Origin of the sequence: Helicobacter pylori (assembly GCA_008032955.1) — a bacterium.
GTDB lineage: Bacteria > Campylobacterota > Campylobacteria > Campylobacterales > Helicobacteraceae > Helicobacter > Helicobacter pylori_DC.
Genome location: CP032046.1, coordinates 1,010,401 through 1,033,128 on the forward strand (window position 1 = coordinate 1,010,401; position 22,728 = coordinate 1,033,128).

Here is a 22,728-nt window from a genome sequence, read left to right on the forward strand (position 1 = left end):
GTTACCAACCCTTAATTTTTATCTTTTGTAATACCATACTTTCTTTCTCTATTCTTAAAAGCTTCTTCGCCCCCCTCTAATTTCAATAAATCATCTCTATATGCATCGCTCTCAATCATAAAAGACTGTGCAACTATCTTATTATTCTCATTTTTTAACTGAATAATTAGCTCTGCATCAGCGTTCAAAACAAAATTAGCGTTATGGGTGGCAAAAATAATTTGTCTTTTTTGTTTCTACTTTTTAATTAAAGCAACTAAATAATTAGCGATTAAAGCACTATCCAAGTGCGCTTCTGGCTCATCAATAATGATGGGGTTATTCCCTAAAGATAAAAGGACAACCAATACAGCCGTGCATTTTTGCCCAAAGGACGTTTCGTTTAAAGCTCTTTTGTCATAACGGACTTTAAAAATTTTATATTTTTCAACATTCCTTAAATGTTTGAGAATGAGAAGCCGATAGATTTGAAAATGAATTTCTCTATCAAATATATCCTTCAAGGTTTCATAAAATGCCGCTTTTTTATTGTCAATTGAGTTATAAAGCTCTTCTATAAATTCTGCGTGTTGCATACCTGTAACATTTTTTAATTCAATTTCTTTTAAATATTCCTTGATTTTTGATTGGTGTCTTTGGGTATTAAAACCCTTATCCACCAACTTATCAAAATCCTCAAAAACCTCTTCAAAAATATCTTCATTCAAACGATATTCTATGGTAATTGGTTTCACTTCTTTGTGATTTTTTGAAATTTCTTCAAAAGCCGAATTGATTTTGCTTAATTTCTCATTGATTTGATCTTTAAATTCTTCAATATTTTTATCAATATCTCCATAAGAAAAATTCTCTATTTTGTTAGCAATTTCTTTTATTTCATGCTCTAAACCATTAATATCCATTTTTATGTTTGCCAAATGGTAGTTAGCGTTTCTAATATCTCCTATACTTTCATCGCTCACGCCTTTTTCTTTAAGAAATTCCCCAATCTCTTGGAGTAATGTCTGGTGTTCTGATTCTAGCTTTTCTATATTCTCTTCATCGCTTTTGAAATGCCCGTTTTCTATATCTGCATCTATCTCTTCAAGTTTCTTGCAAATATCTTGTTTGAGCTGGTTATAGACCTTATCATAGCTATTCTTTTCTTCCATGTTTTCTTTTGATTCAAAATTCACAACCCGTTTTAATTCTTTAATAAAAGTCCAAAATCCCTCTTTAGATTGTTCTAAATCAATTAGCGCTTTGCGTTTTTTTTGCAATTTGTCTTTTTTGTCCAAATAGTTTTTATCTGTAAAAGTGTTTATAATGCTTTGGTATTTCTTTCTTATTTTCTCGCTCTCTTTTAGTTGTTCTTCTAGCTTATTCTTTTCTTGCCAATATCTAATTTGCTCATCAAATTTTTCAATGCTTTCTTTGATTTGCTTTTCTAACTCCTTAAGTTTTCCACCTGACTTGCTATCTATTCGGTTAAAAATAGCCTCTGTGAATTTTGAAACATTAGTTGCAAATTCTTCCACTTCATTTTGAGCCAAATACTCTATGTTATCCGCTATGTCTATGCTTGACTGTATTTTTAAAGACTTTTGAATTGTTTCAAGCCTTAAGCCTTTAACAAAACTTTTATTTTTAATTGCTGAGGCTATCAATTGCAATAAAGTGCTTTTACCGCTCCCTCTACCCCCTATCACACAAGTAAAGTTCGGACTAAAAAATAGCGTTTCATTAAATCCTGCATAACAAAAAGGAGTATCATCTTGTTCATTGGTGGTTTTTACTTCTTCATCAAAGTTTAACCCTACACTATCTATCTTATACAAAGGGTCTTGAGGTTTCTCTTCACCAATGCTCACTCTTGTTTCTGGCTCATAAATAATTTGTTTTAACCCCTCAAAGGTTTTTTCAGCCTTTATCCAAGTGTATTTTTTCCCTATTTGCTCCTCTTCGTGGGCATCGCTGCTCTGTATGAGAGGTTTGTTATATTCAAGCCAATATTCTCTATCCTTTTTAAGGTTTTCTTGCTTATCTGATGAGTGGATTAAAAAATGCACTTTTTTAACTATTTTTTCATAATTACTGCTACTGCGAGAACTGCCATGCCCTCTTGATAAAAACCCTAATAAATACTTTCCTCTCAATTTTAAAGACTCTTTCTCTAAACATTCCAACAATTGATCAAAATTAACTACCGCTTTATCAAAATCATCTTTTTCTAAATCTGCAAGTTTTTTCTCAGTTCCACCAACATTGGCATCTGCATTCCTTAAAAAATTGTCTATTTCTTGTTGTGTAACCTTATCTGAAAAAATAATATGGAAATCCAAACACTGATCTTCCTTATTTTGATAATCCAACCTAACTTCTAAATTATAAAAAACCTTAATACCCCTCTTTTCTATTTTTTCTTTTAATTCAAATTCTTTCTCATTAAACTTAAAATAGTTCGTTAATCCAATGCAATCAATCTTGCTATCGCATAGTTTTTGTATAAACTTCTCTTCAGAACATTTATATTCCTTATTTAAATTTGTATATGGCGTATGCGCATGCAAATCCCATTTATGCCAACTTGAACCTTTACTATGATCTTTATTGCCCATATTTTCTCCTAATATAATACTATCTCAAAAGCGCACCATAAAAACTAATCTTCTAAATCTTCCCCATCATACCCAAGCTCCAACGCCTTCACTTGCCCTATCGCATTACCCATAATGCCCTTGATAGAGCCATACATGTTAATCGTGCCCTCAAACACTTTTTCCATTTGCTTTTCCCTGCTTTTCCAAATCCTAGCCATCGCGCGTTTTTCGTTTTCTAAATCCGCTCTCAATTGCTCAAACCCCTCTATAATCGCACTCACTTGCATGGAAAATTCAGAGCTTGTCAAATAATGATAGAGCAGATTCACTTTATCGCCCTTATTTTCCTGACTTTTTTTAGCCAAACTCACTTGAATAACCCCCTCTCTTAACACCGCGCTCAACCCCTTAAACTCTTCAAACGAACACACCCACACCCCTTCAAATAACCCCATTCTCTCCATCTCTTTAGGCAGCACTTCACTCACAATGACCCCCACATCAGCCCCAATCTCTCGCATGTCGCTTTTAAGCTTTTCCACCCAAGCCTTTTGAAATTCTTTGGTGCGTTTGCTCTCATAATAAATTTTCCCGCAATTTTGAAACTCCCTAGCATGCACCACTTGAATGCAATCGCCCCCTCTTTGCCCTTTTTTGATTTCTTCAATGCAATCTAAGGGGAATTTTTGCCTCAAAAACTCTTCAATCGCCAATTCTTGCACCTCGCCTTGGAATTGCTGCGAGCTTAATTCAGCCTTTCTTTGAGCGTTTTTCAACTCGTTTCTTAACATTTCTAATTGCTCTTCTTGCTGCTTGAATTTCAATTCATTTTTTTCATGCAAGGCTTTTTCTATTCTTTCTCTCTCCGTTTCCAATTTCTCATTCAATTTTTTTTCATTCTCCGCTTTCAATCGGCTCTCTGCTTCGTTATTTTCTCTTTTTAGCCTTTCAATTTCCGCTTCTTTCTGGTGCAATTTCTGGACTTGTTTGGACTTCTCATCTAATTCTTTTTGCAACAATTCCAAGCCCTTTTGTTGCTCTAAAAAAGCGTTTTTTCTGGCTTCTTCAATGATTTTAGCCCTTTCATCTTGCAAGACTAGCGCGCTCGCTTGTTTGACTGCATCATCAAATTTGGCCTTTTGTTCCTTCTCTTGCTCTTTTAAGGCCTCTTCTTTTTGCTCTAAAGCTTTGAAATGGCTCTGATACTGCGCTCTTTTTTCCTTCACTTCTTTTTCAAACGCTTTTTGCTGGGCTAAAAACTTATTTTGATTTTCTCGCTCAATCTGTTTGTATAGCACTTCACTCACATTAATTGGCGCTTGACACTTGGGGCATTTAAAAGGAATGGTCTGATTTTCTTGCATGATTTTCCTTTAAGATTTGATTTTTTATATTTTATAACAGAATGGGATCAATTTAACTTAACAGGTTTTATCCAATAAGTTCAGTAAAATAGGGCTTTAAATAAGGAGTTATTAACATGGATATTTATTATAAAAACAGATATAATAAAGGGCATGAGCAACGAGAAAAACGCCCTTATTTTGTCATCTATGAAGGTAAGGACTTTTTCTTAGCGTTCCCACAAACAACAAAAAATAAAAAAGGCAAAAAATACCCTTCGCATAAAAACAACATTATAAATGAAGAAATTGAGGTAATGATCGATCAGTTGCAAGTTGTCCCAAAGTGCAAGTTTTAGAGAATAATACAATGGGAAGAAGTCTTGCATCAGCATTACAAAAGGCGTCTATCCCCAGACCCGCATCAGCACATAGAGCACCGCTCATCAATCATTTTTTAGAATAAGTTATTTTACAAAGCCAATCTGATGAAAACAAAAGTATAAAACCAATTGCTTTTTGAAGTCTTATCAAACTCAACCCACATAATAGAGATCCCTTATTAAAACCCTACAGCGCATTTATTGCACTTTCTTGTGCTCAATTCCATTATTCAAGCATGTGCCTAGTTGCCCCTATGAAAACGATTCTATTATTTTTAAATTATTGCATTACATTGATTTTCAAGCACGCAATTTTGAACGCCAACCACTTGTTCAATTAGATCCGAAAGAAATTAAAACCCAAATCCTTGAGCGTTTAAAACTCTAAAATACAGGGCGTTAAAAAATCAAAAATAATCCCCACCCCCTTATGATTTTCACTATAAAATAAAGCTTCAAACTATAAAAATAAGGTTTTAAACATCAATGCTTGATGAGAACGGAGTTTTCAAATCCAAACGCATTCAATTACAATCAGATCAGACCCACTAAAAACACCAAAAGCAAAACTCAAACACAAGAAAAACAAAGCAAAACAACAAAAGCCATAAGCAGTAAAAAACAAAATCAAGCGATTAAAATCATTAAACATTAAACAACAAGAAGCAATAAATCTAAACAAAAGAATTAAGAAAGCTCAACGCTAAATCCAACACAAGCAAACTAAACACATTAAACATTAAATATAAAGACACTAACAACTAAAAATATAAGCATTAAGAAATAACAAACAATAAGCAAGCAAATATTAAAAACAATCAAGAAGTAAAAAAGAAAGAATAAGCTCAATCTTTCAAAACTAAGCAAAAGAAGTTCTTTTGTCAGGTAATACTCTTTGGCTTTTAACAAGCGAATGTTAAAAGCTTTTCTCTAGAAAGGAGGTGATCCAACCGCAGGTTCACCTACGGTTACCTTGTTACGACTTCACCCCAGTCGCTGTGTGTGCCGTGGGCAGTAGCCAATTTAGCATCCTGACTTAAGGCAAACACAACTCCCATGGTGTGACGGGCGGTGAGTACAAGACCCGGGAACGTATTCACCGCAACATGGCTGATTTGCGATTACTAGCGATTCCAGCTTCATGCAGGCGAGTTGCAGCCTACAATCCGAACTGAGAGGTGTTTTGAAGATTGGCTCCACTTCGCAGTATTGCTTCTCTTTGTGCACCCCATTGTAGCACGTGTGTAGCCCTAGGCGTAAGGGCCATGATGACTTGACGTCGTCCCCACCTTCCTCCTCCTTACGGAGGCAGTATCCTTAGAGTTCTCAGCATAACCTGTTAGCAACTAAGAAAGGGGGTTGCGCTCGTTGCGGGACTTAACCCAACATCTCACGACACGAGCTGACGACAGCCGTGCAGCACCTGTTTTCAAGGTCTAGCAAGCCAGACACTCCACTATTTCTAGCGGATTCTCTCAATGTCAAGCCTAGGTAAGGTTCTTCGTGTATCTTCGAATTAAACCACATGCTCCACCGCTTGTGCGGGTCCCCGTCTATTCCTTTGAGTTTTAATCTTGCGACCGTACTCCCCAGGCGGGATGCTTAATGCGTTAGCTGCATTACTGGAGAGACTAAGCCCTCCAACAACTAGCATCCATCGTTTAGGGCGTGGACTACCAGGGTATCTAATCCTGTTTGCTCCCCACGCTTTCGCGCAATCAGCGTCAGTAATGTTCCAGCAGGTCGCCTTCGCAATGAGTATTCCTCTTGATCTCTACGGATTTTACCCCTACACCAAGAATTCCACCTACCTCTCCCACACTCTAGAATAGTAGTTTCAAATGCAGTTCTATGGTTAAGCCATAGGATTTCACACCTGACTGACTATCCCGCCTACGCGCTCTTTACGCCCAGTGATTCCGAGTAACGCTTGCACCCTCCGTATTACCGCGGCTGCTGGCACGGAGTTAGCCGGTGCTTATTCGTTAGATACCGTCATTATCTTCTCTAACAAAAGGAGTTTACAATCCTAAAACCTTCATCCTCCACGCGGCGTTGCTGCTTCAGGGTTTCCCCCATTGAGCAATATTCCCTACTGCTGCCTCCCGTAGGAGTCTGGACCGTGTCTCAGTTCCAGTGTGTCCGTTCACCCTCTCAGGCCGGATACCCGTCATAGCCTTGGTAAGCCATTACCTTACCAACAAGCTGATAGGACATAGGCTGATCTCTTAGCGATAAATCTTTCCCCCGTAGGGAGTATCTGGTATTAATCATCGTTTCCAATGGCTATCCCAAACTAAGAGGCACATGACCTATGCGTTACTCACCCGTGCGCCACTAATCAGCATTCTAGCAAGCTAGAAGCTTCATCGTTCGACTTGCATGTATTAGGCACGCCGCCAGCGTTCACTCTGAGCCAGGATCAAACTCTCCATAAAAGTGTTTGTCCTAAAGCTCTTTTTGTTTTTTTGATAGGCTATCATTATTTCTAACAATAGCTTTAGCGTATCACAAGAACTCGTTTTATACTTTATTGAATAAAACGGGTTGTGTTCTTAAGTATTACAACAACAAAACAGAAAGAAACTTTTTAAAAAGGTTTAGCTAAACGCTAACCTGAATAAAATACTCTCATGCCATTCAGTCATCAATCATAATGATATAATCATCATAATCAATGAAATTGATTGGCACTGGTTGGATAAGAATTTCTTATAAAAGAATGAAAGTTATAAAAAACCCTCACTATTTATAATAAGTCATCCTTAAAATAATTTAGAATATCCCTTTAAAAAGAACTTCTATCAATTTGCTTAGTTTTCAAAGATCGTTTGCTTTTAATCAGCTATCCTTGTAAGGTATCAAGCGGCTTTTTAAAAGCCCTTGCTGAAACAAGGAAATGAAAGTATAGTCATAAAAAGCTTAAGGTTTGCTTAAACTATAAAAATTTTTGACAGAGTAAGTTAAAATTTTAAAACGATTGGGTTTGAGAAATCTAAATACCGCCAAAAACACGCACGCATTCCCCATAAAACCACTATTATAAGCGCTAATTTATCTCTGTTTTCAAAAATCACTCCATAATAGAGAGCAAAAAATGAAATCATGGATTTAGAAAAAATCCGCTTAAGCTAACCCTTTTAAATTGGGTGCTTTTTTGTCCCCTTGGTGGGGGGATCGTGTTAGTTCTTCTTAAAGAGTTGGTCTTTAAATGGGTTGTTAAAAGGCTCGTTGGGGGAAAAGTTCTTTTTCTTGGGGGTGTACTGATTTTTTGGCAAGTTACCTACAATTTCAGCGACACTGCGCTCTCTCACATTGCAAGACTTCTTCAAGTCTGAAGGGACAGAATTGGGGCTTTCTTGAATGTTGGCGATGAAGACTTCAAAGCCTTTCTCCCAAGCGGCTTCTAACACAGGCACAAAATCGGTATCCTTGCTGAACAGCACAACACACCCTAGTGGTTTGGTGCAATATAGCTTGGTAATATCGTGTGCCAACAGCGCATCAATTTGTTTTTGACGCAACTTTAACTTCGGTATGGGAATTTTGGGTTCTAGACCATAGACTTCTTCGTCTTCGAACTCATATACGAATTCGGGCATTACCCGCCCGACTCGTAATTTCACTTGATTTTGTTGGGCGATCGCATGGTTGAAAGATTGGATAATCCCTGATTTACGCACTTTTTTCTCATATTCTTTAGGATTCTTCTCTTTATACTCCTCAAGTTCTTCTTTTTTATCGCTCTTGATTCTAGGTTCAACTTCTGTGAAAGGCTCAGATACATAAAAATAGATCCGCTTCAATTCCTCTTCAGGCTCCAAAAACGAACGGATTAGCGCTAAGAGTTGCTCAGGGTTGTTGAAATTAAAATTAGGCTCTTTTAAACGCTCATCCGTTTCTTGGATTGCTTTCAAATCGGCGAGAAGATTTTCCCAATCCACAAAAATCGTGGTTTCAGTTTTTTCCATGCTTTCTCCCAAAATATGAATTTTGCCATAAGGGTTGAGTATAGCATGGGGATTTAAACATGCCTTGTTTTTTAAAATAAAATAAAGGTTCTGTTCTCATCAAACAGACACTCAAAGCCTTAATTAATTTCTTTCATTTTTTAAAAACTTTATAGTAAAACTTTCTTGAGAATATAGGGGGATATTTCGCGCTTTAATACTTTCAAACCCTTTAAATCCCCTAATCCAATCGCTTTTTTTAAGGAGTTATCATTCAACTTGCGTCAGGCTTTTTGTATTTTGATGGTAAAAAACGCTTTTTAACCTTTTTTAAAATTTGACAACCAACGCTCCATTAAAAACAGAGCCAAAAATTCAGTTTAACAAACAGCAAGCTAGAAAAGAAGCGGTTAAAGCTTTGCCTTGAAAAAAAACGAACGCTAACGCTAAAAAGAGTTTAGAGTTTTAAAAAAGTCGGTGGTAAAACTAAAAAGGGATTAAAAAACTCTTTTTCAAGCCAATCCAATCCATTTAAAAAGTTCTACGCTAATTTTAAGAGAAGCGGTTAAAAAACGGATTTCAACCCCTAAAGAGCGTTCTACCCATCAGCATGATGGATAAAAGAATCTTAACAGAAATTAATGGCGGACTTCTTTAATCCTTGCTGCCTTACCTCTCCTATCGCGCAAGTAGTAGAGCTTCGCGCGACGCACCCTACCCACACGCAACACCTCAACGCTCGCCAAACTTTCACTATAAAAAGGGAAAATTTTCTCCACGCCGATATTGTTAGCCCCTATTTTACGCACGCAAAAAGTCTTATCCACGCCATTGCCTCTAATCGCAATGCACACGCCTTCAAAATACTGAGTTCGTGTTTTTTCGCCTTCTTTAATGGTGATACCAAGCTTCAAAGTATCGCCGGCCTTAAATACTGGCATGGTCTTGTCTTTTAATTGAGCGTCTTCAAACTGCTGGATGTAGCGGTTTTTCATGTGTTTTCCTTAATGTCAATTTCATGATTTGTGCTGTTTGAATAAATCAAGGCGGTAGAATTTCGTCCTTAATTTTGACAAATCAAGTTTTAGTTGCTTGATTTTAGCATGATTTCCTTTAGAATATTCTAAAGGAGCAGGGATTTTATTGATTTCTTTGGATTTAAAAACAGCGTTAGCGAAATTAGGGGCCTCCAAATAATGGTTTTCAAAGCTCTCATTTTCTAAAGATTGGGCGTTACCCAAAACCCCTTGAATGTAGCGAGCGATACTATCTATCAAGCACAACGCCCCAAGCTCGCCCCCTGTTAAAATAAAATCGCCTATACAAAAAACCTCATCAGCACCCAATTCAATAGAGCGTTCATCAAAGCCCTCATAACGCCCGCACACCAAAACGACATGCTTTTTTTGAGCCAAACGCATCGCATCTATTTGCTTGAAAGGCTTGCCCACCGCGCTTAAAAAAATCGTGTGTTTAGGGTTTTTAACAGAGTGGAGCGCGTTTTCTACCATCTCAGGGTCTAAAATCTGCCCCGCACCCCCACCAATGAGCGTGTGATCCGCTTTTTGATATTTATTAGCACTAAAATCTCTGAGGTTTAATACTTCTAATTCAAAAAGGTTTTTTTCTAACGCTCTTTTTAAAATAGAATCTTCAAAATAAGGCAAGATGAGTTGCGGGAAAAGGGTCAAAACGCTGAATTTCACTCAACTATTCTCTAAAAGCGTTTTAGCGTTATGGGTGGTTATTTTTTTGTCTTGCAAAAGGATTTCTTGGATATAAAAATCCCTATAAGGGATTAAAAAAATCTTAGCCAAACCTTTTTCAACCAAGTTAAGCGTGGTTTCAACCATGAAATAATCTGTTTGAGAAATCCTTTGGATTTCTATGACTTTTCCTAGAATCTCGTTTCCTTCCACCACGCTAAGCCCTATTAAATCGCAATAAAAAAACTCGCCCTCTTTTAAAACGCAGAGTTTCTTGCTCTCTTCTTCACTCATAAAAAGCCCTAAATTAGTCAGCTCTTTAGCCTTTTCGAGCGTGTGGATAGTTTCTAAAAATAACAGATTTTTAGCATGTTCATAAGAATGGATTGTATATTCTTTAAAAGAAGAAGCGCGAGAGAAAGCGTTGATTGGAGCGACGCTCACCTTAACGCCCTTTTTTAAGCACTCCGGAAAATCGCTCTCTAAATGAAGTTTTAACCCCCCATTAAGCCCCACGCTTTTACCAATTCTACCCACTAAAAGCATGAAAAAAATTCAAGGCGTTTGATCGCCTAAAGCATGGGGATTTTTATCACCATTTTTATCATTACTGGCAAAAACAACGATTTTATAAGAAAACCCATCTTTGGCTTTCACGCCGGAAACGAACGCCTTAATCGCACTCACCATTTTACCTTCTTTACCAATCACATGCCCCATGTCTGATGGGTGGGTATAAATCGTGATTTGTTTGACTTTATCTTCTAAAAGCGTGTACTCCACGCTCAAAGCTTGCGGAAAAGAAACAACCTTTTTTAAATATTTTTCTAAAAAAGTTGCCACGCAATACGAATAGTCCTTACATTCAGCTTGAGAAAAAGGCGTGTTCAAAGGATCTGATTCGCGCATTTAGCCTCACAAAACCTTAGGCTTTTTGAGAAAGTTTTTCCACCCTCTCGCTCATTTTAGCCCCCACGCCTTTCCAGTAATTCAAGCGCTCCTTATCAATTTTAATATCTTTAGGCTCGCTTAAAGGGTTGTAATACCCAATGGATTCAATCCAGCCTCCATCCCTTCTTTTCCTAGAATCGGTTACCACCACTCTGTAAAAAGGCTTTTTCTTTCTCCCGATACGAGTGAGTCTAATGACTGTCATTACAAAAATCTCCTAAAATATTCGTATTAAATTTGAGATTATACAACAAAAGCGCCCAAAACATGCTTAAAAGTTAGCGCATTTTAGGGGGCGTTTGATTTTTAGCCTGACTCATTAGATTCATCAAATCGCTAATACCCTTTTTATTGGTTAAGCGTTTCGCCATTTTGCTCGCCTGATCAAAGCGTTTGATAATGCGGTTGATTTCAGACACTTCTAAGCCGCTCCCTAAAGCGATCCTTTTTCTTCGGCTGCCGTTTAAAATTTCGGGGTTTTCTCGCTCTTTTTTGGTCATGGAATTGACCATAGCCTTGATTTTTTTCACCTCTAAAGAGCTTTCTAAATCCGTGTCTTTTAACGCGTTTGCCATATTCCCTAAACCTGGAATCATAGAGATCAGAGAACTCATAGAGCCTAATTTTTTCACCTTTTCAATCTGGTTTAAAAAATCATTGAAAGTGAATTGCCCTTTTTTGAGCTTTTTGCTTAAATCTTTGGCTTCATTAGGGTTTAAAACGCTGGCGGTTTTTTCAGCGAGCGAGACAATATCTCCAGCCCCCATCAAACGCCCCACAATCCTTTCAGGCACAAACACGTCTAAATCAGGGATTTTTTCCCCGCTCCCAATAAAACGCAAGGGTAAGCCTAATTGGTAAGTGATGCCTAAGGCGATACCCCCTTTAGAATCGCTATCAAATTTGCTTAACACCACCCCACTCACGCCTATTTCTTCATTAAAGGTGTTCGCGCTTTTGACCCCATCTTGCCCGCTCAACGCGTCTGCGACATACAGCACTTCATGGGGGTTTAAGATCCCTTTGACTTCTTTTAATTCTTGCATAAGCTCTTTATCAATGGCTAAACGCCCCGCGCTATCCACGAGTAAAACATCAAATTGCGCTTCTTTAGCCCTTTTTAAAGCGTTGTTGGCGATTTCTTTCACGCTTTTATTTTCTTCATGAAACACTTCCACGCCCACCTGTTCGCCCAAAACCTTTAATTGCTCCACTGCCGCTAAGCGTTGCAAATCGCATGCGCATAAAAGCACTTTTTTATTTTTGGTTTTTAAATAATGAGCGAGTTTAGCGGTGGTGGTTGTCTTACCGCTCCCTTGCAAACCGGCCATTAAAACCACGGTGGGGGGCGTTTGAGCGAAAGTGAAACCACTGCTCCCTTTAGCGCTTAAAATTTCTAACAAACTCTTTTCTAAAGCGTCTAAAAATTGCTGCTTACCAATGCCATTAAGTTTAGTTTGACTTTCCACTTTTTTGAGCAATTCTCTAGCGACTTTATGATGCACATCATTTTTCAAAAGCGTTTTTTTCAATTCATCTAACGCACGATCTAGCGCTTTTTCATCATCTTGAAAGCGGATTTTATTGAGCGCGTTTTTAAACCCATCGCTTAACGCTTGAAACATTTTCTATCCTTTGATTATGGTTGTTCTAACAAGTCCAATTCTTGCTTAATTTTACTTTCTTTTTCTAAAAGCGTTTTTAAACTCTCTTTGGCTTTTTCTAGCACGCTTTTAGGCGCGTTTTTGACAAAATTTTCATTGTGCAAATTGAGTTTTAGTTTTTCTTTTTCCAGTTTTTCTAGCTGCTTTTTTAAACGAGCAATGAGCGGGCTTAAATCAAGATTTTCTAAATTTGCATAAGTTTGGCAAAATTCCCCCACATCGCTCACGCTTTTTAAAGGCTTATAAGTTATCACGCTGACTTTTTCTAATTTCGCTAATTTTTGGGCGTAAGTTTGCAAACGCTCTGTGTTTTCTATTTTTTCCCTTAATCCCACGCTCGCTTCTTTTAAAACAATCGGTGGGGTTTCTAGCATGATTTTCAAACGCCTTAAAGACACGATGCAATCTTTGATCACTTCAAATTCATGCTCTAATTTTTCATCTTGCGCCAAATCTTTAGGGTAAGGCATGACCATGATAGATTCAGTGTTTTCTAGATCCGTGTTACTGAGCTTGTGGTATAAAGACTCGCTGATAAAGGGCATGAAAGGGTGCAAGAGTTTTAAAGCCTCTTTTAACACGCTCCCTAATTCGTCTATCGCTTCACTTTCCACTTTAGAAAATTCAATGAACCAATCGCAAAATTCCCCCCACAAAAAGCGGTATAACAAAGTCGTCGCATCATTAAAACGATAATTATCTAAAGCGTTACGAACCTCTTTAGTAACAAGATTCAAGCGCGATTTCGCATAACGCCCCAAAGGCGTTTGGTATTCGTTCAAATGTTCTCTGTCTTTGAAAGCTTCTTGTTTGAGTTTCAAATAACTCACCGCATTGAAAAGCTTGTTGGCAAAATTCTTGTTATTTTCTAAATGCGTAGTGGAAAGCTTGATGTCCCTACCCGTAGCGCACAAATTGGCTAAAGTGAAGCGCAGGCTATCTGCACCGTATTTTTCTATCATCTCTAAAGGATCTATCACATTACCTTTAGATTTGCTCATTTTTTCACCCTTTTCGTCCCTAACCAAGGCGTGCAGATAAATATCTTTAAAGGGCAATTCGCCTAAAAGCGACTCGCTGCAAAAAAGCATTCTGGCCACCCAAAAAAAGAGGATGTCAAACCCGGTAATGAGCGTGGTGTTAGGGTAGAAATCTTTCAAATCGTTTTCATTAAACAAACCGCTTTTTTCTTGCCCCCACCCCAAAGTAGAGAACGCCCATAGCCCTGAACTAAACCATGTGTCTAACACATCTTTATCTTGCTCTAATTTTTCACTCTTACAAGTAGGGCAATTTAAAGGGGTATCAAGGCTTACGAACTGGTGGTTATTCTCGCAAGTAAACACCGGTATTTGATGCCCCCAAAACAATTGCCTGCTGATACACCAAGGGCGTAATTCCCTCATCCAAGCGTTATAATTATTGATCCAATTAGAAGGGTAGAATCGCGCTAAACTTTGTTGGATTTTTTCAATAGAACTTTGAGCGATTTCAGGCTTGACAAACCATTGCTTAGACACATAAGGTTCTACCACGTTATGACAACGATAGCAATGCCCCACTTGATGCGTGTGCTCTTCTATCTTTTCCAATAAGGCGTTTTCTTTTAATCTTTCTACGACCTTATCTCTAGCTTCTAATCGTTCTAAATTTTCAAACTCCCCGCAATGCGCGTTTAAAATCCCCTTTTCATCAAAGATTTTAATCATTTCCAAATGGTGGCGTTTGCCCACTTCATAATCGTTAAAATCATGCCCAGGGGTAACTTTCACACACCCTGTGCCAAACTCCATTTCCACATGTGCATCAGCGATAATAGGGATTGTGCGATTGATTAAAGGCAGTATCGCTTTTTGCCCCACCAGATGCTTGTATCTTTCATCGTTAGGATTGACCATAAGCGCGCTATCGCCAAACAAAGTTTCAGGGCGTGTGGTAGCCACCACTAAATAATCTTTTTGATTTTCTAAATAATATCTAATATAATACAACGCCCCCTTACGCTCTTCATACTCCACTTCAATATCGCTCAACGCCCCATCTTTAGTGCACCAATTCACCATGTAGTTATCTTGAATAATGAGACCTTGTTCATACCATTTCAAAAACGCCATTTTGACCGCTCTTTGCAAGCCCTTATCCATCGTGAAACGAGTCCTAGAAAAGGCCGCGCTCACGCCTAAATGCTTCATTTGCTCTAAAATCGCTCCTCCGCTCTTTTCTTTCCACTCCCACACTTTTTGGATAAATTTTTCACGCCCTAAATCCTCTTTTTTAATCCCTTGATTTAAAAGCTGCTTTTCTACAACATTTTGCGTCGCAATGCCGGCGTGATCAAGCCCTGGCTGATACAAGGTCTTATACCCGTCCATGCGCTTATAACGCGCTAAAATATCTTGCAAGCTTAAAGTTAAAGCATGCCCTATGTGTAAAATACCGGTCACATTAGGAGGGGGCATCATCAAGCAAAATCGTTTGCCTTTTTCTTGGATTTTTTCATTGCCATTGATTTCAAAATACCCCCTATGAGAGCAAATTTCATAAATCTTTTTTTCTATTTCTTTAGGTTGGTAAGTGGTGGGTTCTTGTTTCATTATTTTCCTAAATTTTCCTAAATTTTCCTAAATTATCTTAAAATAGAGCGTTCTTTCAAAAATGGTTGGTTTTTGGAACGCCTTTTGCTTTTACGCTTTTAATTGTTGCGTATTTTTTCAAAATTATACAACAAAGCATTTAAATTAAAAAGGATAGTCCAGTGAATTACTTTTTAAAAGCCCCTATTTTAGGATTTGAGCATATTAGTGAAGTGCGTTTGGAAAAAATTGATTCCTTATTCAGCCGATTGGTTAGTCAAACGAACTCGCCCATGGCGTTGGATATGGTTTTAGTGAATCCCTATTGTTTGAGGAAATACAGCTTTGTGATACCCAAATACATAGAATTACTGCTAGAATTAGATTCTCATTCCAAAGTAGAGGTGTATTGCGTGGTCGTGTTGCAAAAAAATTTAGAAGATTCTATGGTTAATTTCTTAGCCCCCTTAGTGTTTAATTCCAAAAATGGCTTTGGCGCTCAAGTGGCGCTTTCTATGATGGATTATCCGGATTTTGGCTTTAGGGATCCTTTGAAAAGCTTTGTGGTTAAAGAAAGAGAACGAGCTTAAGGATTTTTAGCATGAAATTCGCTCTTACAGGGGGAGGCACAGGGGGGCATCTCTCTATCGCTAAAGCCTTAGCCATAGAATTAGAAAAACAAGGCATAGAGGCTATTTATTTAGGCTCCACTTATGGGCAAGATAGAGAATGGTTTGAAAACAGCCCCCTGTTTAGCGAACGCTATTTTTTCAACACGCAAGGCGTGGTCAATAAAAGCTTTTTTAAAAAAATAGGCTCTTTATTCTTGCAAGCTAAAGCCGCTTTTAAGGCTAAAGAAATTTTAAAAAAACACCAGATCACGCACACCATTAGCGTGGGAGGGTTTAGTGCAGGGCCGGCGAGTTTTGCAAGCTTGCTCAATCACATACCCCTTTATATCCATGAACAAAATGCGATTAAAGGCTCTCTTAACCGCTACCTTTCCCCCAAAGCTAAAGCGGTGTTTTCAAGCTATGCGTTTAAAGATAAGGGTCATCATGTTTTAACCTCCTATCCCGTGCAAAACGCTTTTTTTGATTTCGCTAGGACTCGAACTGAAATCAAGCATATCTTATTTTTAGGCGGTTCGCAAGGGGCAAAAGCGATCAATGAGTTTGCGTTATTAAACGCTCCTAAACTCACCAAACAAGGGATTAAAATCACGCACATTTGCGGTCCCAATTCTTATGAACAAGTGCGTTTTTTTTACCAGGAATTAGGGCTGTTGGACAAGGTAGAATTGTTCGCTTTCCACAACAACATCACAGAAGTCATGCATAGAGCGGATTTGTGTGTGAGCAGAGCCGGAGCGAGTAGCGTGTGGGAATTGTGCTCCAATGGCTTACCCACGATTTTTATCCCCTACCCTTTTGCGAGCAATAACCACCAGTATTACAATGTCTTAGAATTTGAAAAAGAAAACCTATGCTATGTTGTGCCTCAAAATGAATTGTTACCCAAAAAGCTCTTTGAAGTCATTAGAAAGCTCAACCAAAAAGACGATCAAGGCAATAAAAACCTAACCACTATCAGCGCCAAATTGCAACAAAAAATCGCTAAAGACGGCGCAAAAACCATTATTGAAAGGATCTTAAGCGCTTAAAATAGCCCATTAATAGCCCATTTAATCAACAATTAAGCGACCAACCACTAAACTTAAGCGATAAATAAGATAAAATTTAGGATAGCTCAAATCTTTTAAAAAGAAAAGGATAACCCCTTGCAAAACTTTGTTTTTAATAAAAAATGGCTTATCTGTTCTAGCCTACTCCCCTTATTTTTTCTCAATCCCTTAGTGGCAGAAGATGATGGGTTTTTTATGGGGGTGAGTTATCAAACTTCTCTAGCCGTTCAAAGGGTGGATAATTCAGGGCTTAATGCTAGTCAAGACGCATCCACTTACATCCGCCAAAACGCTATCGCTCTAGAATCTGCAGCAGTGCCTTTAGCCTATTATTTAGAAGCGATGGGCCAACAAACCAGAGTTTTAATGCAAATGCTCTGCCCTGATCCTTCTAAAAGATGTTTGCTCTATGCAGGGGGCTATCAAAACGGGCAAAATAATAATGGCGATACAGGCAACAACCCCCCAAGAGGCAATGTCAATGCCACTTTTGATATGCAATCTCTAGTCAATAATTTAAACAAGCTCACCCAACTCATCGGCGAGACTTTAATCCGTAACCCTGAAAACCTTCCTAACGCCAAAGTCTTTAATGTCAAATTTGGCAATCAAAGCACCGTTATTGCATTGCCTGAGGGTCTAGCCGATGTTATGAACGCTCTCAATGACGATATTACCACCGCTTTAACCACGCTCTGGTATAACCAAACCTTAACGAATAAATCTTTTAATAGCGGTAATTCCGTGAATTTTAGCCCTGAAGTCTTGCAACACCTTTTACAAGACGGCTTAGCCACAGCAAGCAACAATCAAACCATTTGCAGCACTCAAAACCAATGCACCGCTACCAATGAAGCTAAATCTATCGCTCAAAACGCCCAAAACATCTTCCAGGCTTTAATGCAAGCAGGGATTTTAGGGGGCTTAGCGAACGAAAAGCAATTTGGCTTCACTTACAACAAAGCCCCTAATGGCAGCGATTCCCAACAAGGCTACCAAAGCTTTAGCGGCCCGGGTTATTACACTAAAAATGACAGCACCACGCAAGCACCCTTAAAAGAATTACCCGCTGGAGCGACAATTGGATCAGGCAATGGCCAATACACCTACCACCCTAGCTCGGCAGTCTATTATTTAGCCGATAGCATCATCGCTAATGGCATCACCGCTTCTATGATTTTTTCAGGCATGCAAAATTTCGCCAATAAAGCCGCTAAACTGACAGGCACTTCAAGCTATAACCAGATGCAAGATGCGATCAACTATGGGGAAAGCTTGCTCAATAACACCGTATCGTATGGGGATTTCATCACCAATTGGGTCGCCCCCTATTTGGATTTAAATAACAAAGGTTTGAATTTCTTGCCTAACTATGGGGGGCAATTGAATGGTGCTAACAGTCAAACCCCACAATTAACCCCACAACAAGCCCAACAAGAACAAAAAGTCATCATGAACCAACTAGAGCAAGCCACAAACGCCCCCACCCCCGCACAAATAGACAGGATCTTAGCCAACCCCTATTCCCCCACGGCAAAAACTTTAATGGCTTATGGGCTTTATCGCTCTAAAGCAGTGATTGGCGGGGTGATTGATGAAATGCAAACTAAAGTGAATCAAGTCTATCAAATGGGCTTTGCTAGGAATTTTTTGGAGCATAACTCTAATTCTAATAACATGAACGGCTTTGGCGTGAAAATAGGCTATAAGCAATTCTTTGGCAAAAAGCGCATGTTTGGGCTTAGGTATTATGGCTTTTATGATTTTGGTTACGCTCAATTTGGCTCAAACCCCTCTTTAGTGAAAGCCACTCTCTCTAGCTATGGAGCAGGCACAGACTTTCTTTATAATGTTTTTACCCGAAAAAGGGGGACTGAAGCGATAGATATAGGTTTTTTTGCCGGCATCCAACTGGCAGGGCAAACCTGGAAAACGAATTTTTTAGATCAAGTGGATGGCAACCATCTTAAACCTAAGGACACTTCTTTCCAATTCCTTTTTGATTTAGGGATAAGGACTAATTTTTCCAAAATCGCTCATCAAAAAAGATCTCGTTTTTCTCAAGGGGTAGAATTTGGCCTTAAAATACCGGTGCTTTATCACACCTATTACCAATCAGAAGGCGTTACAGCGAAGTATAGAAGAGCCTTTAGTTTTTATGTGGGCTACAACATAGGCTTTTGATTAAACAAAATAAGGGAAAAATATGATAAAAAAAGCTAGAAAATTCATACCATTCTTTTTAATTGGCTCTCTCTTAGCTGAAGACAATGGCTGGTATATGTCTGTAGGCTATCAAATCGGTGGCACGCAACAATTCATCAATAACAAACAACTTTTAGAAAATCAAAACATCATCAACAGCGTAACCCAAAGCGCGATCAATATTGCAGGGCCTACTACCGGTTTAATCACTTTAAGCTCTCAAAGCGTCATTGACGCTTTAGGCTATGGCGTGAGTAACACGGTGGGCAACCAATTAGAGGGCATTTCTAATATCCTAAATCAAATTGGCAAAAGAAAAGACTTTTATTCTAGCCGTCAAATCTCTAGCATTTCCCAACAAATCATAGGGTTTAAAGGAAGCTCTGATCCCTTAAAAGCCCACTCTTCACAAATCACAGCCAAACTCCTTTCCAACACCCAAAGCGCATTTGATCAGGGCATCGCGCTAAGCACTAGCATCATTAGCTCTATCAATAGCCTTAATCCCAGCAACAACACCAAAGAAGTCAAAGCCCAGCTCCAAAACACCGCGCAATCCATGGCAGAATTATTGCAACAAATTGAACACAGCATCACTAAAACCACTAGCACCACTTATGTGCAATCCTTACTCTCCAATCTAACCGATGCGGTGAATGCCTCTAGCAATAATACCGCTTATGTGAGCGCTCTTGTTAACGCTTTAAACACTTTAGGGGTGGGGGTTTTCCCCACCACAACCTCAACGCATGTGGTGTTAAACCCACCGGGACAAGTCGTATTCTATCCAGCTAATTCCATTTTAGGCTCTACTTCTTCAAACAGCAACAACCAACAACAATACAACAACACCCTTTTAATGAACACTTTACAAGGGACATTAAGCGCTAATAATCAAATTAACCCCAATGGTTGCGCCAATCAAGTCCAGTGTTTGGAGCAATTTATCCAAAATTTAAACCCTTTAACCACAACCCCCACTTCAAACAACCAAGCCAACCAAAAAGTCCAAGCCATCGCTCAAAAGCTTCAAAGTATTGCTATCAACGCTTTAGACAACAATGCGATCAACAACACCACCTATAATTTAAACAACTTGCACAACGCTTTGAATTTCCAAGCCTATGAAAGCACGATAACACAATACAATAACGCTTTAAAACAAATTTCTTGGATCAGTTTTAGCGAGCCTAAAAACCTGCTCAAAAACACTTCCAATAACTACCAAATCGGCACCGTTACCAACGCTCAAGGGCAAAATATCAGCGCCTATGATTGCATGACCGCTACCGGAAGCCTTTCTAGCGATGCTTCTAGCGGGATTTCATGCTCAGCCACAAGCTCTACAAGCTCCACAAATGGCTCTACAAACAGTTTTGACAATTCTTTAGTCGCTACCTCCAAAATCCAAACCATCAACGGCAAAGAGCAGATCGGCGTGAATTCTTTCAACTTGGTTTCTCAAGTGTGGAGCGTTTATAATTCTTTAAAAACTTCAGAAGAAAATTTGCAAAAAAACGCCAAGATATTATGCGCTAATGGATCATCATCTGGGACAAGCTCATGCGGCAACTCTAGGGGTTTGAGTATCAGCGGGAACGCCCAATTGCAAAACATTTTAAGCTCTACTAATGGGACTAACACTACCGCTCAAGCTAAAAGCAACGCTCCCAAACTGAAAGCGATGGTGGTTGTGAATAACGAAGAAGAAGCTAAAACAACCAATTTAGCTCAAAGCAGTGGGACGACCACTCAATCTCCTAACAGCACGGTGATGGGAGCTTTAAACACCGTATTGCAAAATGTCAGCAATTTCCAACAAAGCATTCAAAGCGCTTTTCAAAACCAAGAAAGTAATATCCAAGCATGGGCGAATGCGATTTATAACACTAATGGGAGTCAGTCGCAAGAGATGACTCCTAACAATAACCAAAATTTACGCATCCAATTAAGAGCGAATTTCTACCAGCTCATCAATACCATTAACCAACAAGTGCCTACAGACATGAACACTTTAATTAATCAAAGCCAGCAAAACCAACAAACAAGCGGAGCAATAAATAACAATCCATGCGCAAATGGAATGGATGGGAGTAATAATACCAATTGGTGCTATCAGCAGTGGTCCGATTCTAAGGCTTATTACAGCGGGTTGCAAAGCGCTTTAGGGTACACGACAAGTGCAACAACTCAAAGCGGCAATGGCATAAACAATACCACCTACAACGTCCAACAAATCACGCTCACTAGTAATGGTTTGCTCAATCAAATTATCACAAATCTTAAGGGCGTTAATGGTAATGGTGGAAATAATGGGGGAAGCAGTGGAGGCGGAAATGGCACTAGTCAAATCACTACAGCCTACCAGATGCTCACAGATGCTAGTGATGGGAAATTAGGGACTTATACTAATAACGCCTACCAAACATGCACCAACGGAGCGAATGGAAATAGCAGTAATTGCTACACCCCCAACAAACAACAAAGCGCCACCACCGCAAACACAGCCACCGCAACCGACAGCAATTTACAAAAAGTCTATAATGACGCCCAAAAAATAGCCAACATTATCGCCAGCTCTGGGAATAATAAAGGCGTTGAAAACGGCTTAAAACAATTCTTTGAAGCGTTAAAAAGTAATAGCAGTAGTCTCAGTAATTTGTGTAGTGGTAGTAGCGGTAGTAATGGTAGTAGTAATTGCACCGGTGAGCTTATCAACCTTTTAGGGGCAATCCCCACCAATGGGGTGAGCGATACGAACAATTTAATCCATTTGATCACCGAATTCATCAAAACCGCCGGGTTTATCCAAAATAATGATAATAGTGTATCTACTAGTCTTACAAGCGCTTTTCAAGCGATTACGAGCGCTATTTCTCAAGGGTTTCAAGCCTTGCAAAACGATATTAGCCCTAATGCGATTTTAACCTTGCTCCAAGAAATCACTTCTAACACCACCACCATTCAGTCATTCTCGCAAACCTTACGGCAGCTTTTAGGGGATAAAACCTTCTTTATGGTGCAACAAAAACTCATTGATGCGATGATTAATGCTAGAAATCAGGTTCAAAACGCGCAAAATCAAGCCAATAACTACGGCTCCCAACCCGTTTTAAGCCAGTATGCGGCCGCTAAAAGCACCCAATACGGCATGAGCAATGGCTTAGGGGTTGGCATAGGCTATAAATACTTCTTTGGTAAGGCTAGGAAATTGGGCCTTAGGCATTATTTTTTCTTTGATTACGGCTTTAGTGAAATAGGCCTAGCCAATCAAAGCGTGAAAGCAAATATCTTTGCTTATGGGGTAGGCACGGATTTTTTATGGAACTTGTTTAGGAGGACTTACAACACTAAGGCGTTGAATTTTGGGCTGTTTGCTGGGGTCCAACTGGGCGGTGCGACTTGGCTTAGCTCTTTAAGGCAACAAATCATTGACAATTGGGGGAACGCCAATGACATCCATTCAACGAATTTTCAAGTGGCGCTGAATTTTGGGGTGCGCACCAACTTCGCGGAGTTTAAGCGTTTTGCTAAGAAATTCCACAATCAAGGGGTTATAAGCCAAAAGAGCGTGGAATTTGGGATCAAAGTGCCTCTCATCAATCAAGCGTATTTGAGAAGCGCTGGGGCTGATGTGAGCTACAGGAGGCTTTATACTTTCTATATCAATTACATCATGGGGTTTTAAAA

The 22,728-nt window shown here is 39.0% G+C and carries 13 protein-coding genes, 1 rRNA gene and 2 pseudogenes; 4 read left to right on the plus strand and 12 right to left on the minus strand.

Annotation, left to right across the window (positions count from 1 at the left end; all coding sequences use genetic code 11):
• Window positions 1–11: 11 nt before the first annotated feature.
• The 12 genes and pseudogenes from D2C72_04900 to valS all read right to left on the minus strand — a co-directional run bounded on the left by D2C72_04900 (window position 12) and on the right by valS (window position 15,170).
• A pseudogene (locus D2C72_04900) lies at window positions 12–2,597 on the minus strand (ATPase).
• Between the two features lie 44 nt (window positions 2,598–2,641).
• Entirely contained in the window at window positions 2,642–3,943 is a 1,302-nt protein-coding gene (locus D2C72_04905; GenBank protein QEF43641.1) for a DUF2130 domain-containing protein, read from the minus strand.
• A 1,291-nt stretch (window positions 3,944–5,234) separates the two neighbouring features.
• Window positions 5,235–6,743: ribosomal RNA gene (locus tag D2C72_04910) — 16S ribosomal RNA — on the minus strand.
• Window positions 6,744–7,227: 484 nt separating this feature from the next.
• Window positions 7,228–7,412, minus strand: a pseudogene (locus tag D2C72_04915) (hypothetical protein).
• Between the two features lie 75 nt (window positions 7,413–7,487).
• Entirely contained in the window at window positions 7,488–8,276 is a 789-nt protein-coding gene (locus tag D2C72_04920) for an NYN domain-containing protein (GenBank protein ID QEF43642.1), read from the minus strand.
• A gap of 617 nt (window positions 8,277–8,893) precedes the next feature.
• Complete coding sequence (gene rplS, locus D2C72_04925; GenBank protein ID QEF43643.1) at window positions 8,894–9,250, minus strand: 50S ribosomal protein L19; 357 nt, start codon at window positions 9,248–9,250, stop codon at window positions 8,894–8,896.
• Window positions 9,251–9,271: 21 nt separating this feature from the next.
• Window positions 9,272–9,961 (minus strand): tRNA (guanosine(37)-N1)-methyltransferase TrmD, encoded by a 690-nt coding sequence (gene trmD, locus D2C72_04930; GenBank protein QEF43644.1) that lies wholly within the window; start codon window positions 9,959–9,961, stop codon window positions 9,272–9,274.
• The gene (gene rimM / locus D2C72_04935; GenBank protein ID QEF43645.1) at window positions 9,962–10,516 is read right to left on the minus strand and encodes a ribosome maturation factor RimM; all 555 of its coding nucleotides are present in this window, start codon (window positions 10,514–10,516) and stop codon (window positions 9,962–9,964) included. It lies immediately after the preceding gene.
• A complete protein-coding gene (locus D2C72_04940) occupies window positions 10,517–10,870 on the minus strand; it encodes a KH domain-containing protein (protein QEF43646.1) in 354 nt (117 codons plus the stop codon).
• Window positions 10,871–10,886: 16 nt separating this feature from the next.
• Window positions 10,887–11,117, minus strand: coding sequence for a 30S ribosomal protein S16 (locus D2C72_04945; GenBank protein QEF43647.1), 231 nt, complete (start codon window positions 11,115–11,117; stop codon window positions 10,887–10,889).
• A gap of 73 nt (window positions 11,118–11,190) precedes the next feature.
• Entirely contained in the window at window positions 11,191–12,537 is a 1,347-nt protein-coding gene (gene ffh / locus D2C72_04950) for a signal recognition particle protein (GenBank protein ID QEF43648.1), read from the minus strand.
• 14 nt (window positions 12,538–12,551) lie between these two features.
• Window positions 12,552–15,170, minus strand: a complete 2,619-nt coding sequence (gene valS, locus D2C72_04955) for a valine--tRNA ligase (GenBank protein QEF43649.1) — start codon at window positions 15,168–15,170, stop codon at window positions 12,552–12,554.
• Window positions 15,171–15,331: 161 nt separating this feature from the next.
• Between valS and fliW the strand changes: the two genes are divergently transcribed.
• The 4 genes from fliW to D2C72_04975 all read left to right on the plus strand — a co-directional run bounded on the left by fliW (window position 15,332) and on the right by D2C72_04975 (window position 22,726).
• Window positions 15,332–15,739, plus strand: a complete 408-nt coding sequence (gene fliW, locus D2C72_04960; GenBank protein ID QEF43650.1) for a flagellar assembly protein FliW — start codon at window positions 15,332–15,334, stop codon at window positions 15,737–15,739.
• 11 nt (window positions 15,740–15,750) lie between these two features.
• Entirely contained in the window at window positions 15,751–16,812 is a 1,062-nt protein-coding gene (gene murG / locus D2C72_04965) for an undecaprenyldiphospho-muramoylpentapeptide beta-N-acetylglucosaminyltransferase (protein ID QEF43651.1), read from the plus strand.
• 117 nt (window positions 16,813–16,929) lie between these two features.
• The gene (locus D2C72_04970; protein ID QEF43652.1) at window positions 16,930–19,017 is read left to right on the plus strand and encodes an outer membrane protein; all 2,088 of its coding nucleotides are present in this window, start codon (window positions 16,930–16,932) and stop codon (window positions 19,015–19,017) included.
• A gap of 22 nt (window positions 19,018–19,039) precedes the next feature.
• A complete protein-coding gene (locus tag D2C72_04975) occupies window positions 19,040–22,726 on the plus strand; it encodes an outer membrane protein (protein ID QEF43653.1) in 3,687 nt (1,228 codons plus the stop codon).
• Window positions 22,727–22,728 lie beyond the last annotated feature (2 nt).

Excerpts from the sequence above, each read along its gene's own strand:
- D2C72_04920 (QEF43642.1), bottom strand. The coding sequence starts at position 8,276 with ATGGAAAAAACTGAAACCACGATTTTTGTGGATTGGGAAAATCTTCTC.
- rplS (QEF43643.1), bottom strand. The coding sequence starts at position 9,250 with ATGAAAAACCGCTACATCCAGCAGTTTGAAGACGCTCAATTAAAAGAC.
- D2C72_04945 (QEF43647.1), bottom strand. The coding sequence starts at position 11,117 with ATGACAGTCATTAGACTCACTCGTATCGGGAGAAAGAAAAAGCCTTTT.
- D2C72_04905 (QEF43641.1), bottom strand. The coding sequence starts at position 3,943 with ATGCAAGAAAATCAGACCATTCCTTTTAAATGCCCCAAGTGTCAAGCG.
- murG (QEF43651.1), top strand. The coding sequence starts at position 15,751 with ATGAAATTCGCTCTTACAGGGGGAGGCACAGGGGGGCATCTCTCTATC.
- D2C72_04975 (QEF43653.1), top strand. The coding sequence starts at position 19,040 with ATGATAAAAAAAGCTAGAAAATTCATACCATTCTTTTTAATTGGCTCT.
- ffh (QEF43648.1), bottom strand. The coding sequence starts at position 12,537 with ATGTTTCAAGCGTTAAGCGATGGGTTTAAAAACGCGCTCAATAAAATC.
- valS (QEF43649.1), bottom strand. The coding sequence starts at position 15,170 with ATGAAACAAGAACCCACCACTTACCAACCTAAAGAAATAGAAAAAAAG.
- D2C72_04940 (QEF43646.1), bottom strand. The coding sequence starts at position 10,870 with ATGCGCGAATCAGATCCTTTGAACACGCCTTTTTCTCAAGCTGAATGT.